The sequence below is a fragment of the Sphingomonas sp. BL-S-28 genome (assembly GCF_055521515.1).
In genome coordinates, this window is the sequence record NZ_CM145483.1 from 1,614,638 (window position 1) to 1,628,655 (window position 14,018).

12 protein-coding genes are annotated in these 14,018 nt (G+C 59.3%); 8 read left to right on the forward strand and 4 right to left on the reverse strand.

Annotated elements, in window-relative coordinates:
- The first annotated feature begins 12 nt into the window (after window positions 1-12).
- From cofC to ACZ1JC_RS06835, 3 genes are all read left to right on the forward strand, one after another.
- A complete protein-coding gene (gene cofC, locus ACZ1JC_RS06825) occupies window positions 13-588 on the forward strand; it encodes a 2-phospho-L-lactate guanylyltransferase (protein WP_465138692.1) in 576 nt (191 codons plus the stop codon).
- 88 nt (window positions 589-676) lie between these two features.
- The gene (locus tag ACZ1JC_RS06830) at window positions 677-1,597 is read left to right on the forward strand and encodes a TIGR03619 family F420-dependent LLM class oxidoreductase (RefSeq protein ID WP_465138691.1); all 921 of its coding nucleotides are present in this window, start codon (window positions 677-679) and stop codon (window positions 1,595-1,597) included.
- 68 nt (window positions 1,598-1,665) lie between these two features.
- A complete protein-coding gene (locus tag ACZ1JC_RS06835) occupies window positions 1,666-3,324 on the forward strand; it encodes an FAD-dependent oxidoreductase (protein WP_465138690.1) in 1,659 nt (552 codons plus the stop codon).
- A 175-nt stretch (window positions 3,325-3,499) separates the two neighbouring features.
- Here the strand turns inward: ACZ1JC_RS06835 and ACZ1JC_RS06840 are convergent, their stop codons facing one another.
- A complete protein-coding gene (locus ACZ1JC_RS06840; protein ID WP_465138689.1) occupies window positions 3,500-3,943 on the reverse strand; it encodes a nuclear transport factor 2 family protein in 444 nt (147 codons plus the stop codon).
- 281 nt (window positions 3,944-4,224) lie between these two features.
- Here ACZ1JC_RS06840 and ACZ1JC_RS06845 point away from each other — a divergent pair, with 281 nt between their 5' ends.
- Window positions 4,225-5,379, forward strand: coding sequence for an oxidoreductase family protein (locus ACZ1JC_RS06845; protein WP_465138688.1), 1,155 nt, complete (start codon window positions 4,225-4,227; stop codon window positions 5,377-5,379).
- Window positions 5,380-5,381: 2 nt separating this feature from the next.
- On the forward strand, window positions 5,382-6,197 hold the full coding sequence (locus ACZ1JC_RS06850; RefSeq protein ID WP_465138687.1) for an SDR family NAD(P)-dependent oxidoreductase: 816 nt from the start codon (window positions 5,382-5,384) through the stop codon (window positions 6,195-6,197).
- An 83-nt stretch (window positions 6,198-6,280) separates the two neighbouring features.
- On the opposite strand, the gene ACZ1JC_RS06855 is transcribed toward ACZ1JC_RS06850, so the two are convergent.
- Window positions 6,281-8,719: a TonB-dependent receptor gene (locus ACZ1JC_RS06855; RefSeq protein ID WP_465138686.1), complete on the reverse strand. Its 2,439-nt coding sequence runs from the start codon at window positions 8,717-8,719 to the stop codon at window positions 6,281-6,283.
- A 387-nt stretch (window positions 8,720-9,106) separates the two neighbouring features.
- Here ACZ1JC_RS06855 and ACZ1JC_RS06860 point away from each other — a divergent pair, with 387 nt between their 5' ends.
- Genes ACZ1JC_RS06860 through ACZ1JC_RS06870 form a run of 3 tightly spaced genes read left to right on the forward strand, consistent with a single transcriptional unit; the run spans window position 9,107 to window position 11,454 of the window.
- Complete coding sequence (locus ACZ1JC_RS06860; RefSeq protein ID WP_465138685.1) at window positions 9,107-10,348, forward strand: acyl-CoA dehydrogenase family protein; 1,242 nt, start codon at window positions 9,107-9,109, stop codon at window positions 10,346-10,348.
- 26 nt (window positions 10,349-10,374) lie between these two features.
- A complete protein-coding gene (locus ACZ1JC_RS06865) occupies window positions 10,375-10,740 on the forward strand; it encodes a hypothetical protein (protein WP_465138684.1) in 366 nt (121 codons plus the stop codon).
- Between the two features lie 6 nt (window positions 10,741-10,746).
- Window positions 10,747-11,454, forward strand: coding sequence for a TetR/AcrR family transcriptional regulator (locus ACZ1JC_RS06870; protein WP_465138683.1), 708 nt, complete (start codon window positions 10,747-10,749; stop codon window positions 11,452-11,454).
- 336 nt (window positions 11,455-11,790) lie between these two features.
- On the opposite strand, the gene ACZ1JC_RS06875 is transcribed toward ACZ1JC_RS06870, so the two are convergent.
- Both ACZ1JC_RS06875 and ACZ1JC_RS06880 read right to left on the reverse strand, forming a co-directional pair.
- Window positions 11,791-12,870 carry an LLM class flavin-dependent oxidoreductase gene (locus ACZ1JC_RS06875; RefSeq protein ID WP_465138682.1) on the reverse strand — a complete coding sequence of 360 codons (1,080 nt, stop codon included), beginning with the start codon at window positions 12,868-12,870 and terminating at the stop codon, window positions 11,791-11,793.
- Window positions 12,871-12,930: 60 nt separating this feature from the next.
- Complete coding sequence (locus ACZ1JC_RS06880) at window positions 12,931-14,010, reverse strand: aromatic ring-hydroxylating dioxygenase subunit alpha (protein ID WP_465138681.1); 1,080 nt, start codon at window positions 14,008-14,010, stop codon at window positions 12,931-12,933.
- Between the last annotated feature and the right edge of the window lie 8 nt (window positions 14,011-14,018).

Genomic DNA, 14,018 nt, shown 5'->3' on the forward strand with positions numbered 1-14,018 from the left:
AGGACGTGTTCGATGAGAAACTGGATCGCTGTGGTTCCCTGGAAACAAGGTGCGGAGACGAAGTCGCGACTGGCAGACAGCTTGAGTTCGACAAAGCGGCAGGCGTTGGCCTGTACAATGGCGGCGCACGTCGTCGGCTGCCTGTCCGGGATAGAGGCAATCGGATCCACTTTCGTGCTGGCTCCTGTCGGCCTGGATGATTGGCCTGTGCAATGGCTGCGTGATGGCGGTCTTGGCCTTAATGGCGAACTCAACAGGATCCGCGAACATTTTGATCGCCGGCCGCTTCTCGTTATCCACGCCGATCTGCCTGCCTTGGTCGCCGCAGATGTGGAGGCTTTGGTTGCCGCGGCGCAAGAGTCGGGACGCGCATTCGCCCCCGATAGGCATGGCAGAGGCACCAATGCAATCGCCCTTGCGGACCGCGGTTCTTTCACTTTCGCCTTTGGTCCTGGCAGTCTCGCACGCCACCGGGCACAATTTCCCGGGGCCGCGATCGTCGAAACCGGCGGGCTGGGATTCGATCTCGATACGACGGCCGATCTCCAAGACGCAGTGTCCCGAAGGCTCATAGCGTTAGCCGCGTGAACAGTCGTCGCGCGCTCTCCTTCCTAAGGAAAGGTGCGAGCACGCTGCCGCGCTTCACTATCCGCCCGACATCGTGAGAGGACAGCAGATGAAACTGAACGTCAGTGTGCCCAACAGCATGCACGTGGCTGCGATGACCCAGCCCTGGGAGCATGCCCTGACCGGTGACGATATAGGGCATGCGCTGAAAATTGCGGACGATCTCGGCTTCAACAAGTGCATGCTGGGCGAGCATTTCATAATTCCCCGTGAGCACATAGAACTGTCCGGCGACCATTACGTTCATGGGACAGTGGCTCTCGCATTCCTTGCCGGCCGAACCTCACGGATGAAAGTGAGCTCTTCAGTCACAATCCTGCCCCTCCAAAACCCGATCGTCCAGGCCAAGGCATGGTCTACGCTCGACTGGTTGAGCGGTGGGCGGGCGACCGCGCTCTTCGGCGTGGGATGGCTAAAGGAAGAGTTCGACATGCTGGGAGTGGATTTCCATAACCGGGGACGAATGGCCGACGAGTACGTGGCTGCGATCATCGAGCTGTGGACCGCTGACAATCCGGAATTCGACGGCGAGTTCGTGAAATTCAGCAATGTCGGGTTCGCGCCGAAACCGGTCCAAAAGCCGGGCCTGCCGATCTGGTTTGGCGGCGACGCAGAAGCTGTTCTCAAGCGCGTGGCCAAGTTTGGCGACGGTTGGTCTCCATTCAGGACGCCGCCCGAAAAATTCCCGGAGTGCCTGGATTTCATCCGGTCCCAGCCTGAATATGACGGACGGCCTATCGATTTGTTCTTCGCGCTCGAAATGCTCAATGTCGGTGCACATCACGAAATCATGGATGATCCGCGCGCGCCCGGAACCCGCGACGCGCAGAAGATCATCGACCAGATCGGATGGCTCCACGACCTGGGCGTCAATGAAACGATCGTTCCCCTGCCGCCAGGGATCGGTGGGATGGATGAATACATCGAGCGGCTGCAATGGGTCGCGCAGGAAATCATGCCGAAAATCTGAACTGCGCCGTGGGAACGACGAGTATTGTGAACCGCCGTTCCATCCAAATTGAAAAGCGGGAGGTAGCAATGACCCAGTACGATGTGGTCGTAGTCGGATCGGGCGCCGCGGGCTTGACAGCCGCGCTGCGTGCGGCCGCGGCCGGAAAGTCGGTGATTGTTCTCGAGAAGGCATCGCATTTTGGGGGCACGACCTCGATCTCGGGCGGCGGTATCTGGGTTCCGGCAAGCCCGCAGGCGCGGGCTGCGGGCGTCGACGACAGCAAGGACAGGGCGCGGCAATATGTCCTGAATGTTATAGGTCCCTCGGCCGAGCCGGCACTCATCGATGCCTACCTCGATGCAGGGCCGCGGATGGTGGAGTGGCTGGAAAAAAACAGCAGGGTGGAATTTCTGCTGTCGCCGCCCAGCAGCGATTGGTATCCCGAAGTGCGCGGCGCAGCCGATCACGGTCGTTTGCTCGCTCCAAAGGAATATGACGGCAAGAAACTGGGCGAACACTTCGCGCAGCTGAGGCCCGCGCGGGAAGAGTTCAACGCGCCGGGAGGATTCATGATCGACCTGTTCGATCTGCCCTATCTTGCGCAAATGCCTTCGGCGAAATCGCTTGTGCACTTCGGCAAGCTGGCTGCCAAATTCGGGTTGGACAAGCTTCGCCGCTATCCTCGCGGAACACGTCTCACGATGGGCAATGCACTGGCAGCCCGCCTTCTTCGCTCGGCGCTCGACGCAGGGATTACGCTGCGAAAAGATGCAGCGGTCGATCAATTGTTGGTCCAATCCGGCCGGGTGACCGGTGTTCGTGTAGGAGAGGAAGAGATCGAGGCAAGGTTGGGAGTTCTGCTGGCATCGGGCGGATTTTCCGCCAGCGAGCAGCTTCGTAAGGCCTATATCCCCTTTGCCGAACACCATGTCTCGATCCTCCCTTACGAAAACACGGGCGACGGCATGAACATGGGATTGGAGGCAGGCGCCGCGCTCGCCGGGGAAAATCTGGTCAATGCGGTATGGGCCGTGGTCTCGATGCTCACGCGGCCCGACGGATATGTGGCACGCTATGCCCACCTCATCGACATGTCGAAGCCGGGATGCATCGCGGTCAATGCCAAGGGCGAGCGCTTCGGTAATGAAGCATCGGTGCATTTCGTCGAAGCGATGCACCGTGACGGAGCGGTTCCGGCCCACATCATCTGTGATGCCGATTTCATCAAGAAGTACGGTATGGGCATGGTCTATCCCGGTGGCGGCGGTCTCAAGAGGCTTATCGCGGCGGGCTATGTCACCGAGGGGCGCAGTCTCCGCGAACTCGCGGAGAAAATCGGCGTAAACCCTGATGGCCTTGTCGCCAGTGTGGCCAAGATCAACCGCTATGCGGAAACTGGTCATGACACCGACTTCGGAAAGGGAGAGACGCAGATCGACATCGAGATCGGCGATCCCCGGAACAAGCCCAATCCTTGCCTGGGGCGCGTCGAGCGGGCTCCGTTCTATGCGATCAAGATCTACCCCGGTGATGGCTCCACGACCGTAGGTCTCAAGGTCGACGACCAGTTTCGCGTGGTGGGGGCAGATGGGGAACCTGTTCCCGGTCTTTATGCAGCCGGGTTGGATGCAAATTCGATCTGGCGCGGCAAGTCGCCTGCACATGGGTGCAATGTCGGTCCTGCCATGGTGACCGGCTTTATAGCCGGCAATGCGATGGCGCAGGAGCTGGCGCTCGCATCGTAGTTGTCAAGTCTGGTACGCGGCATATCCCGTTCGGGCGGGGACCGCGTCCTTTGCGTTGCCGGGGGTAAATCGGTAGAGCAGGCTGCTCCTCCGCGCCGTATCGGCTGGCTGACGGTATTCACGGCTATCCTGGGTGAGTGCGCAGCAACGCGATGACGTTCGTCCGCTGAACACCCTAACGGGCAAGACCGGAAAGTTCGGCGCACAGGTTCTGCGGCATCGACGCACCGTGCATGCCCAACCGGGTCCTACAGTTGAGAATGTCCCGATATTCACGCCAGAACCAGATCCGCCCCTTGTCGTCCAGATCGAACACCGCCACCACATGCGTTGTTGTGCGCTGTCCATCCGCAATAATGCGGGCTGTATCGATACTTTCCATGAAGACGGTGGTCCCGTTCGTGGCGACTTCGCGGATGTCACTGTCGCACTCGTCGTAGAGCGCGTTTCGATCTACCAGTTCCGCGCATATCGCATCCACACCCCGGCGCAGCGGCATAGCCGGTAAGACCGATTGAAAGGTAGCGCCGGCGGCGAGAGCTGCGCGCAAAGCGGACAAGTCGAGATTGGTCGCATGGAGGAGCGCCTGAAAAGCGCGAACCCTGGTCTCTGAATCCATTGTCTTGCTCCGTGCCGGCCGGGAGCGCCCATGCATCGCGATCGAGGGGCGTTCTTCCTCTGAACCGAAACTGCGGAAAGTGCTGCCAAAAAGCCCTTTCCAAAGTGTCCGTCGAAGGCTGGTGTCGCCCCTCTCTTCGGGCAGGTTGCGTTGCAGGTGTGCCTGCGATGCTGGGTATCCCCAGTGCAACGCAATATCGATCCGCAATGCCGGCACACCCCCTCGAGGATTTTCGCCGGATTGCGCGACGCTGTAACACCAAAACACACCAGGAGAGTTCGATGGACCCACAAGCCCAACCGCAATATCGCAGTGCGACCGTCGATCCTGATTGCGTCCCTCGTCCCTATCCCTCGCGAACCGGTCATCTGCCGATCTCTATGGAGGGGATCGATGCCGCGTGGCTGGGATCGATCATGGCCAACAAGTATCCCGGCGTCGCGGCACGCAGTATGGAAACGGTCCAACTGCTGAACAGTCACACGACCAAGTGGCGCGTGAAAGTAGATTGGAACGAGGCGGGGCTGGCAGCTGGGCTTCCCGCGAACCTGTGCCTGAAGGCCAACTGGTCGGGCAGCTTCGACAATGTCGATATCCATGCCGTCGAAGCCCGTTTCTATCATTTCCTCGCAAAGGAAATGAAGGTTCCCACCGCGGAATGCTATTACGCCGATTGGGACGATGACGGGAGCGCCCACGGCCTGCTCGTTCTGGAAGATCTCAACGATCGCGGCGGTCACTTCGGTCACAGCACGCAGCACTCCGGCGTCGACATGATCGCCTCCAATCTCGAGGGCCTTGCTCGCCTTCATGCCAGTCTCTGGGGAAGCGAGAAGATCTCCAAGGCCGAGGCGCCCTGGTTGCAGACCCAGATGGATACTCCGGTCGACAGCGACCAGGTCCGCATCATGTGGCAGTGGATCGACGACAACCTGAAAGATCCGAATTTCCGCGCGATCGCGCCAAAGCATTACCTTGATGATCCGCGCCGCGTCGAGCGCGCCTTCGACCGTCTGGGCGAGCTTGAGCGCGCCTACGACGCGCCCTATTGCATCGCGCTGGGGGACTGCCACCAGGGTAACACCTATATTCTTCCCGGCGGGGAAAGGCTGTGGTTGGATTGGCAACTTGTCAGGCGTGGACGTCCCTGGCGCGATCTAACCTATTTCCTTGTCGGATCGTTGACCATCGATGAGCGGCGCGTCCATCACAAGGATCTGCTAAAGCAATATCTATCATATCTGACCGCGACCGGCGTCTCCGGGATTCCCCGCTTCGAGGAGGTCTGGGAGCAGACACGCCTCTGGGTGATGTATGGAATTCAGGCGTGGGTCGCCAACCACGACTCCTGGGGACAGAACGGATTGCCCATGAACGAACGGTTCTTCGTTGCGGGCGAGGAACTTGGGACCTGGAAGATCCTGCTGGGAGAGTGAGGATGGGACTGGTTCAGGGAAAAATCGCTGTCGTTACCGGTTCGGGATCCAATATCGGGGAAGCATGCGCTCGCAAGCTCGCCTCCGAAGGCGCCAAAGTGATTCTGGCAGACATTAATCTGGCGGGAGCAGAGCGCGTGGCGAAGAGCATCTGCGCCGCCGGTGGGGAGGCAATGGCATGTCCACTCGATCTTGCAGAAGAGCCGAGTATCGCTGCATTGGTCTACGCAGTGATCACTGCTCATGGACGGATCGATGTCCTGCACAACAATGCCGCCAACACCGCCGTCAACCAGATGGCGGCCGACGGCGCTTTGGTTGATATGGACGCAGCGGTTTGGGACGCAGCGTTTCGTGTCAACACGCGCGGCACGATGCTGATGATCAAGCACGTCGCACCTCACATGATCGCCGCGGGCGGTGGGTCGATCATCAATACAAGCACAGGCGTTTCCATCCTGGGGGATGTCTTCAACCCGGCCTATTCTTCTTCGAAAGGAGCGGTGAACAGTCTTACGCGTAACACTGCCGTCCAGTTGGGCCGCCAGAACATTCGCTGCAACGCAGTGATGCCCGGTTTGGTTCTTACACCGCAGGCGCGCGAGATGATGCCTGCAGAACAACTGCGCATGATCCAGCGGCATGTGCTGCTGCCGCGAGAAAGCGTGCCCGACGATGTCGCCGGGGCCGTGCTGTTCCTTGCCTCGGATCTTTCGGCATTCGTCACGGGCCAAGTCTTCTCGGTCGATGGCGGAATCTGCCACCACACTCCATATTTCGGCGATGTGATGGATATGCAAGCGACCGCACACCAATGAAAACGGAGCGGCCAGTCGCAGACTGACCGCTCCGTACTAGAATGCCCGATCGGCTCCGCGGTTAACGCGGAGCCGGTTTGAATTCAGAACTGGACCTTGGCAACGACCCCGTAAGTGCGCGGATCGCCTACAGCTACCGAATTGACCGGGAAGCTCTTGAGCAGGACATCCGCAGCCGCGAAATATCGCTCCTTGGTCAGATTGCGGACGAAGAAGCTGAGATCGACGCCAGTGTGAGCGATGTTCTCCCAGTCCAGGCGCATGTTGACGAGATTGTAGCCTGGCAGCTTTTCGCCGTATTGACCACCGAAGTCCGCAGTCATGAACAGGTCGCCGCTCAACACCATATCGCCGTCCGCCGGACGGACAGGTAAAGTCCAGTTCGCGCTGAAAGTTCCCGAAAAGGTGGGGGCATACTTGTTTACGTCCGAGGAGCTGAAGGAAATTCCCTCCACGTCGGGCAGCGTGAGCTTGTCGACCCTCATATGCGTGTAGGCGCCGTTGAAGGCTACCGTCAGATTTCTGCTGGGGCTGACGGCAGCATCCAGTTCCACGCCATAAATCGACAGGTCTGCCGCATTCACGCCGAACGAGCCGTTAGTCGGACTGTCCGGGGCGGAAGCGGGAATCAGTGTTTGTGCATTCAGAAATTGCAACGCGTTCTTGTACTTGCTGTAATAGGCAGCCGTATTGATATGGCCGTGGGCACCGGCGATGTTGAAAGTCCATTTCTCGCCGATCTCGATATCGGTAAGTGTTTCTTTTCCGGTTTTCTGGAATGGCCGCAAATCGACGCACTGACCCGAGCCGGACCCGCAAGCAGGGTCGGTTCCCCCTGTCGTGAAGCGCGTTTCGAATAGAGGCGTGTTGACATTGACACCGCGGTAGCCGCGACGGCTCACCACATACAGCAGAAGATCAGGCGAGGCCTTCCAATCCGCGCCAATGGTCCAGCTTGGGGCGGAGCCGCGATTGGAGACCACGCCAATGCCGTCCGGAAGATTGAGCTCTGCAAGCGACCGGCAGGTTGAATCCTCCGCATAAGAAGTTCCGATGGCGCCCCCGCAAGCCGACACCCGGTCCCAGCTGTAGCGCAGGCCGGCGTTGAGCGTAACGGTGTTCGTCAGTTTGTAGGAGATTTGCCCGAACGCTGCATAGTTGGTGTTCCTGACGTTGGCGGTGACCACGGCAGCCGGTGTTCCTGGCGTGGTGAATGCGGCGAATGTCGATCCAGAGGGACCATCGGGCGTGTCATGGCTGTAGAAGCCGCCGACAATGAAATTGAACCTGTCGAAGTTGCCTAGGAACTGCACCTCGTCGGTCAGATACTGGCGCTGAATCAACGCAGCCGCATGGAATACCGTGAACGGGACGTCATTCGGACTGCCCAGTGCCGCGCCCGGCAGATACATCGGTCCGAGTGCAGCCGTGTTGATCAACTGGTCGCTGCGATTCTTGCGATAACCGAAAATGTTTCGCAGCGTGAATTGGCCGAAAATTGCGGACGTGTCGTTTGAAATGCCCCAGTTGCGACGATTGGCACGGCCGGATCCCGAATCGTCGGCGAAAGCGCCGTAGAAGTTCTGCTTCTGCAGTGCGAGATACTGCGCTGTCTGGGCATCGAGAGAACCGCCGATCAGTGCCCCTGCTGCTGGGCCGACGGACGGGGCGAACAGGTCTGTAAAGCTGAAGTTCTGGCGGAGCAAATAATACCCCGAAGCTGATTCCCTGGCTTTGAAGTAGTCGAAAATCGTTGTGCTCTTCAGCCAGTCAGCGGGGGTAAACAGAACCGAAGCGCGCGCACTGTCCTGGTGAACGTCGTTGAACCCGTCGCCGCTGTTGATTGAATAAATCATCGGATCGCGTCTTCTGAGCTGTCCTGCAACGCGGATGGCAAGGACATTCTCGATGACCGGGACATTCAGGGCGCCCTGAATCTCGCGATAATCGTAGTTGCCGTAAGTCCCCTGCAGATACCCACCAAAGTCCTGGCCAGGAGATTGCGGGGAAATCAGTACCGCGCCGCCAAGGGTGTTGCGGCCGAACAAGGTGCCCTGCGGTCCCTTGAGGACCTGGATGTTGCCGATATCAAAGGTCGGCACGTTCGAGCCGAGAGAGGCAAGGGGCACATTCGCGAAATAGGTCACCACACCGGGCGTGACTTCGCCGGTCGGAATCTGCCCGATCCCGCGCAGTGACACCGAAGTGTTGTCCTTACCGCCTTCCGAACTGAACGTAAGACCTGGCGAGATAGTTCGAATATCGGCAATCGTTTGGACGCTGCTGCGTTCTAGGGCAGTGTTGGAGAAGGCTACGACCGACACAGGCACGTCCTGGAGCCGTTCGTCACGCCGCCGCGCCGTCACGACGATTTCGCCGGTTAGCGACGGGGCGATAGAAGGCTGCGCCTCGGCGGACTGTTCGGGCGAGGGCGGGGTATCGGCGGCCCAAGCGTGAACAGGAACAACGTTCATCGCACATAGGCCGGTCCCCGCAACGATGCGGACTAGTGTACTTTGCATGTATCGCCTCCCACTTGCGTCCGGCATACTTGCGCGGCGCGTAGATATTTCCCGCTGCGAAGAGCGGGCAGACTGCGGGAGCTATAGAGATCAATCCTGTTTCGATCCCTATCTTCGGAGGGGGCGAAGCCCATAATGGTCTCGGTTTCAGTTCGAACCATCTTATTCCGAAACAAGCAGATTGTAATCAGTGACCAACACCCGGCAGAGCTTCGCTTTGCCCCGCTTTCGACCGGTTGCGGCACTGGTCCTTCGCGTTTGATCGAATGTCTTTCTTCTCCTCGTCATAGTCATGCAGGTGATAATTTTGGGCCCCCTCATGAGAAGGCAGTTTGCAAATCGTCCGCCAATCAAATAATGACGAAAATGTCATTATAGGAGGCGAAGATGAGGATCGGCACATTTGGTGAGGGCAAATCGAGTGTTGCCCGCGTCGAGAATCCTGTAATCGCTGCTCGCGCATTACGCCCATTGCTCGCAGCGCATGCCGCCCAATGCGAAAAGGAACGCCGGATCGTCGCACCCGTAATGGAGGCTTTGCGCGCCTCCGGCTTGTTTCACATTACTGCACCCCGGCGAGCCGGAGGGCCGGGGCATAAACTGATCACCCATATTGAAACGGTGGCGGAGCTCGCTCGCGCCTGCCCCGGCACCGGCTGGGCCTACGGTTTGCTGAGCGGCATAACCGGTACTGCTCTTGGATTGGGGCCGTCGATGACAGAGCTGCTCTTTCGTCATGGGGGTGAACTGTTCTGCAGCGCATCGGCGCCCAGTGGCAAGGCGACGGCGGTCCCCGGGGGATATCGCGTCTCGGGGCAGTGGGGATACGGTTCCGGATGCCTTCACGCCGATTGGGCGCTGAACGGCGTCATGCTTGATACGCCGGGTGGCGCGCAGCCAGCCATGGCCTTCCTGGACCTTAATGATCCGGCATGTTCCATCGAGGACAATTGGCATGTTGCAGGTATGGCCGGCTCGGGGAGCAACATGATCGTTGCAGAAAACCTGTTCGTGCCGGAAGAGTTGATGCTGAATCCCAGGGATTCGCCTCCAGCAGAAGTGTTGCTCGCGATGGAAGGTCTCGAAGCGCGGGACCGTTGGCCGATGGAGCCATTGTTCCCGTTGGGCGTGTTGGCGCCGATGCTCGGCGCAGCAATGGCGATGCTGGAGCACGTGGTTGAGGAGATGGACCGGCGGCCGGTCGTAGGCTGGACGTTTACCACTCAGACTGCCTCCGAAGCCCTGATCGGAATGACAGGACGGGCGGCAATGGAAATAGACTCGGCGTGGCTGCATGTCCGTCAAGCTGCCGCGATGCTTGACGAGGCGGCACAGCAACGGGTCCTGACAGGATACGACAAGGCGCGGATCCAGGCGGACTGTGGTTATGCCATGGAACTGCTGCGTGGCGCAGGCGAGCGGCTGATGGACGTCGCCGGACCGGGTGCCTTCGCGTTGTCCAATCCGTTGCAGCGCTTCTGGCGCGACCTCAGCGTGGGCACACGTCACAACGCGCTCAATAGCCATTTGTCCCTCGAGCTTTACGGGCGGGCAATCACGGGCCGTGCGTCGAACATCCGCCTCATTCCCGACATCGGGCCGGTGCCTGTCCTTTCAAACGACCGATAATTCCGCTTACTACAGGAGAGAAAACGATGCCCATTCCAACACCGCAGGCAATCGCGAACTTCCTCAAAGAGCAGGCTGAAATGTTCAACGCCGGGCGGCTTGATGACTTTTTGTCGGCCTTCAGGGCTATCGCGCCCGGAGGATTCAAGGTGCAGGATCCCGCCACAGGTCCAATCCAGGAAGGATGGGACAAGCTGGAAGCGCTATGCCGTGAATATGCGGGTTGGAAATTGTTCGTGGAGGATGTGAAGGTCAGCGGAAACGAAGCCGTAATCTACGTCCGCAACGAAGGGGAATATCAGGGGCACGCCGTCACCGCATACAGCATCGAGCAGTATGTGTTCGGTGATGATGGCAGCCTGCTTGCGCGCTATTTCCACCCCATGCAATAGGACGGCATGTCCTCCGTTGTCACCCACCTTCAAGAGCCGGATCCGCGCAGCAAGGCAGCAGCGCTGCGGCGCGACCGGATGCGGCAGAGGCTGCTTGAAGCGGTACTTGAACTCTACCAGCCAGGCCAGGCCGCGCAGCATGTCCTCATCGATGACGTGATCAAGCTGGCGGATGTCTCGCGGGGGAGTTTCTACAAGTATTTCGATTCCGTCGATGCGGTGGTCGCGGAATTGGCAGAGGCGATGACGGTGGGCATGATCGCCGATTATCGCCGCCTGTTCTGGGATGTTACTGATCCACTGGTGCGGGCGGTGGGCGGTGCAATGATGGTGCTGCTCCGGGCGCTCCACGATCCGCGGTGGGGGGGCTTTACCTGCCGCATCGACTTTGTGGATTATTTTGCGCGCGAGCGGGCCTTTGACCTCATGGTTCGCGATGCGCTTGAGGCTGCGAGGGATGGCGGGCAGATTATGTTCACGTCGGCGGATGCCGCTGTAGACCTCATCGTCGGTATGACTGTCGAAGCCCGGCGGCGCCTCGTTCGCGGAATAAGCGATCCGCATGCCTATATGGACGAGATGATCCGATGCACATTCGGCGGGTTGTCAGCAGCCCACGACGAGGTGACCCTCGCATGCAAGCAGGTACGATTTCGCCTGTCCGAGGAGGCGACCAAGCTGGACTGGTGGTCGAGTTCGATCGAACGGGGGTGATCTGTCTTAATCTGGTCGCTGTCGGTCATGTTTGAAAGAGGCATTGGCAGGCGGGATACCCATTCCGATTGTTAGCATCGAAAGTACGCTTTGCGTCCCTAAAATCCCCCGGTTCGCCGCGGCCGGAAAACGGCAATCCGCGCTCGATCTTGACGAAACGGGCCGATCTGACGCTCTGGATTGAGAAGAAGGTGATGGCAGGGAGGCAGCGCCGCATCCTTACGTACTACGAGTGGTTTTATCACTGCCTGCACGGGCGTGCGTGGATGCTGTCCTTCCTCCCCACGCGAACCCTTGGCATTCTTTATTGGAAAATGGTGCAATTCGCTGACCCGATCAGGCTGGCGCGGGAATGGCCGTGCCAGCACGTGCCTTCGCGGCTGCGACCAATTGAAAGAGACCCGAATTATACTCGGTCAACTGCTCCAATGTGAGATCCCGATAAGGCGTCATCGGGCAAAGCGAGTCGACCACCTCCCAGAAAGGCTCAATCTTTTCAAGAACCTCGTCGATCGGCCCGCAGCTGACGAAAGCTTCGACCATCTCGTCTGACACATTGCCGACTACTTTTGCAATGTCTCCATGTTCGCCGAGGCTGAGTTGGCAGGCCCGTGCCTGATCTCCAAAGCCGATTGCCTCGAAGAACGGCTCATATTCCTTGTAGCCGGAATAAGCGGCAACAGTAGCCCGGCTGTCGTCGATCGCCTGCTGTTTGTTTGCGTTGACCGCGATCCATGGCCACGCGTTAATCTCGACATCCAGGCGGCTGCGCCCGTGCTTTGCCAGTATTTCATTTATGAAGGGCAGCTTGCTCTTGGTGTAGGCCGCAGACCAAAGGGCGTGCACCATGAGCCCGTCGCCGACTTCGAGAGCCAGCGCGGTCATCTTGTCCTGGAGCGCGGCTATCCAGATCGGAATTCGCTCGCGGACAGGCGGGGGGGTTAGCATCATTTCTTCGAAATCTGCGGTGAAGTATTCGCCATTGATCGGATCTAGGCCTTTATGCGCATTGGCGATCACGTAGCGGATGACGCCGACGCTCTCGCGCAGGTGCGTCAACAACTTACGTTCCGGCTCTCCGTACATGCCGGTCACGCAGCTCTTGATGCTGGAGCCAAGGCCCAGCACGAAGCGCCCTTCGGAGATTCGGTCAACGTCCATCGCCGCATAGGCCGTTTCGAGCGGACTGCGCGTGCCAACGATAGCCACGCCAGTGCCGACCTTGAGGCTACTGGTTAGTGCGGCAGTCGCCGTCATCGGAATGAACGGTGGGCCGTAGATCTGCAGAGAGAAGCAGCCTTCGAAGCCGACCTGCTCCATTTGCTGACCAATGCCAGCCATGATCGGGGCGGAAAGAGTGGGCATGACACCCCACCAGCGGCGCTCCGCGCCGACGGCATTGACAAGCTCGGGCATGATTACTCCGAAGATAAAAAAAGGGCGGACATTGCTGTCCGCCCAAGGGGAGAGGTCAGGTCAGAACCGGAATAGTTCTTTGCGAAGTCCGATGATCTCGCTGCAATCCGCGCTGACGTTGTCGCGATAGGCGAAATCGCCGTTGGCTTGCCGATCGGCCAACTCCATCATCGCCATGCGGTAGCGCTGGCCAGCCTGATCGAACTTGCTGTGGAGGTCCTTGCGGTCCGTATGACGCATGTAGCGCGGACTTTGGGGAGAGGTCATGTAGCTGTCTTGGCGCGAAACCTTGTAGCCGGCTTTCGGCATGACATGCCGGAACATGAGCCCGGCATTGGTCGTGTTCATCACCATTTCCATGCGCGTGCGATCCCGCGTTTCGGGCGTACAGGGATGGAACAAAGGCACATCGTCGCCTGGGCTGAACCGGCCATAGGCGATCGCACAGTGCGAACGCAGGTAGATGCGGATGACCTGACGTACGTTTTGCGTCGGTTGCCTGATGCCGCTGAAAAACTTCATGACCGGTGCGACCGATTTATTCACGCAGGTGCGAACCATGGTGACCGTTTCGCTGTCGTAGAAGGTTTCCACCGTCTCGCTGTCCGAACGCTCATCCCCCACGACGTCGGCATGCAGGAAATCGGCGTGCGTCAGATCGATCAGGTTTTCGAGGCTGATCGGTGCAGCGCTTTCAAAGCGTACCGTCGCGGTCATGTGCCGGGGAAGTCCGCCGTCCGGCGGCAGGAACGGCAGGCTTGGAAGGTGTACCGGATCGGCTGCGAGCGGATTGCCGAACCAGACCCAAACGACGCCATAGTGCTCCATCACCGGATAGCACCCGCGGGCGTCGGTATATTCGCTCTTGTCGCGCGCTATCCGCTCGTTCGGATGGAATTCACTGGCGATGACAGAGCCATTTTCGCGCCAGAGAAACACCGGATGCGAGTAGACTGCGCGTCGGACGGGCTTTGCCGTCACGGAATAATTGTGCGCGACTGGAAACCACGTGTCGCGCATGACAATATTGTGCGGCACCCAGCGGTTGATCGCATTCAGCGCGATCTGGCCGTTACCGGCGCCGGGGGCGGAAGGGGGACTTCCGTCGTGTTCGGCGGAACGATCAGCGACTTCAAGCATCTCCAGTT

What these genes read in the sequence shown, in the direction of transcription:
- cofC (WP_465138692.1), top strand. Translation starts at nt 13, where the DNA reads ATGAGAAACTGGATCGCTGTGGTTCCCTGGAAACAAGGTGCGGAGACG.
- ACZ1JC_RS06830 (WP_465138691.1), top strand. Translation starts at nt 677, where the DNA reads ATGAAACTGAACGTCAGTGTGCCCAACAGCATGCACGTGGCTGCGATG.
- ACZ1JC_RS06835 (WP_465138690.1), top strand. Translation starts at nt 1,666, where the DNA reads ATGACCCAGTACGATGTGGTCGTAGTCGGATCGGGCGCCGCGGGCTTG.
- ACZ1JC_RS06840 (WP_465138689.1), bottom strand. Translation starts at nt 3,943, where the DNA reads ATGGATTCAGAGACCAGGGTTCGCGCTTTTCAGGCGCTCCTCCATGCG.
- ACZ1JC_RS06845 (WP_465138688.1), top strand. Translation starts at nt 4,225, where the DNA reads ATGGACCCACAAGCCCAACCGCAATATCGCAGTGCGACCGTCGATCCT.
- ACZ1JC_RS06850 (WP_465138687.1), top strand. Translation starts at nt 5,382, where the DNA reads ATGGGACTGGTTCAGGGAAAAATCGCTGTCGTTACCGGTTCGGGATCC.
- ACZ1JC_RS06855 (WP_465138686.1), bottom strand. Translation starts at nt 8,719, where the DNA reads ATGCAAAGTACACTAGTCCGCATCGTTGCGGGGACCGGCCTATGTGCG.
- ACZ1JC_RS06860 (WP_465138685.1), top strand. Translation starts at nt 9,107, where the DNA reads ATGAGGATCGGCACATTTGGTGAGGGCAAATCGAGTGTTGCCCGCGTC.
- ACZ1JC_RS06865 (WP_465138684.1), top strand. Translation starts at nt 10,375, where the DNA reads ATGCCCATTCCAACACCGCAGGCAATCGCGAACTTCCTCAAAGAGCAG.
- ACZ1JC_RS06870 (WP_465138683.1), top strand. Translation starts at nt 10,747, where the DNA reads ATGTCCTCCGTTGTCACCCACCTTCAAGAGCCGGATCCGCGCAGCAAG.
- ACZ1JC_RS06875 (WP_465138682.1), bottom strand. Translation starts at nt 12,870, where the DNA reads ATGCCCGAGCTTGTCAATGCCGTCGGCGCGGAGCGCCGCTGGTGGGGT.
- ACZ1JC_RS06880 (WP_465138681.1), bottom strand. Translation starts at nt 14,010, where the DNA reads ATGCTTGAAGTCGCTGATCGTTCCGCCGAACACGACGGAAGTCCCCCT.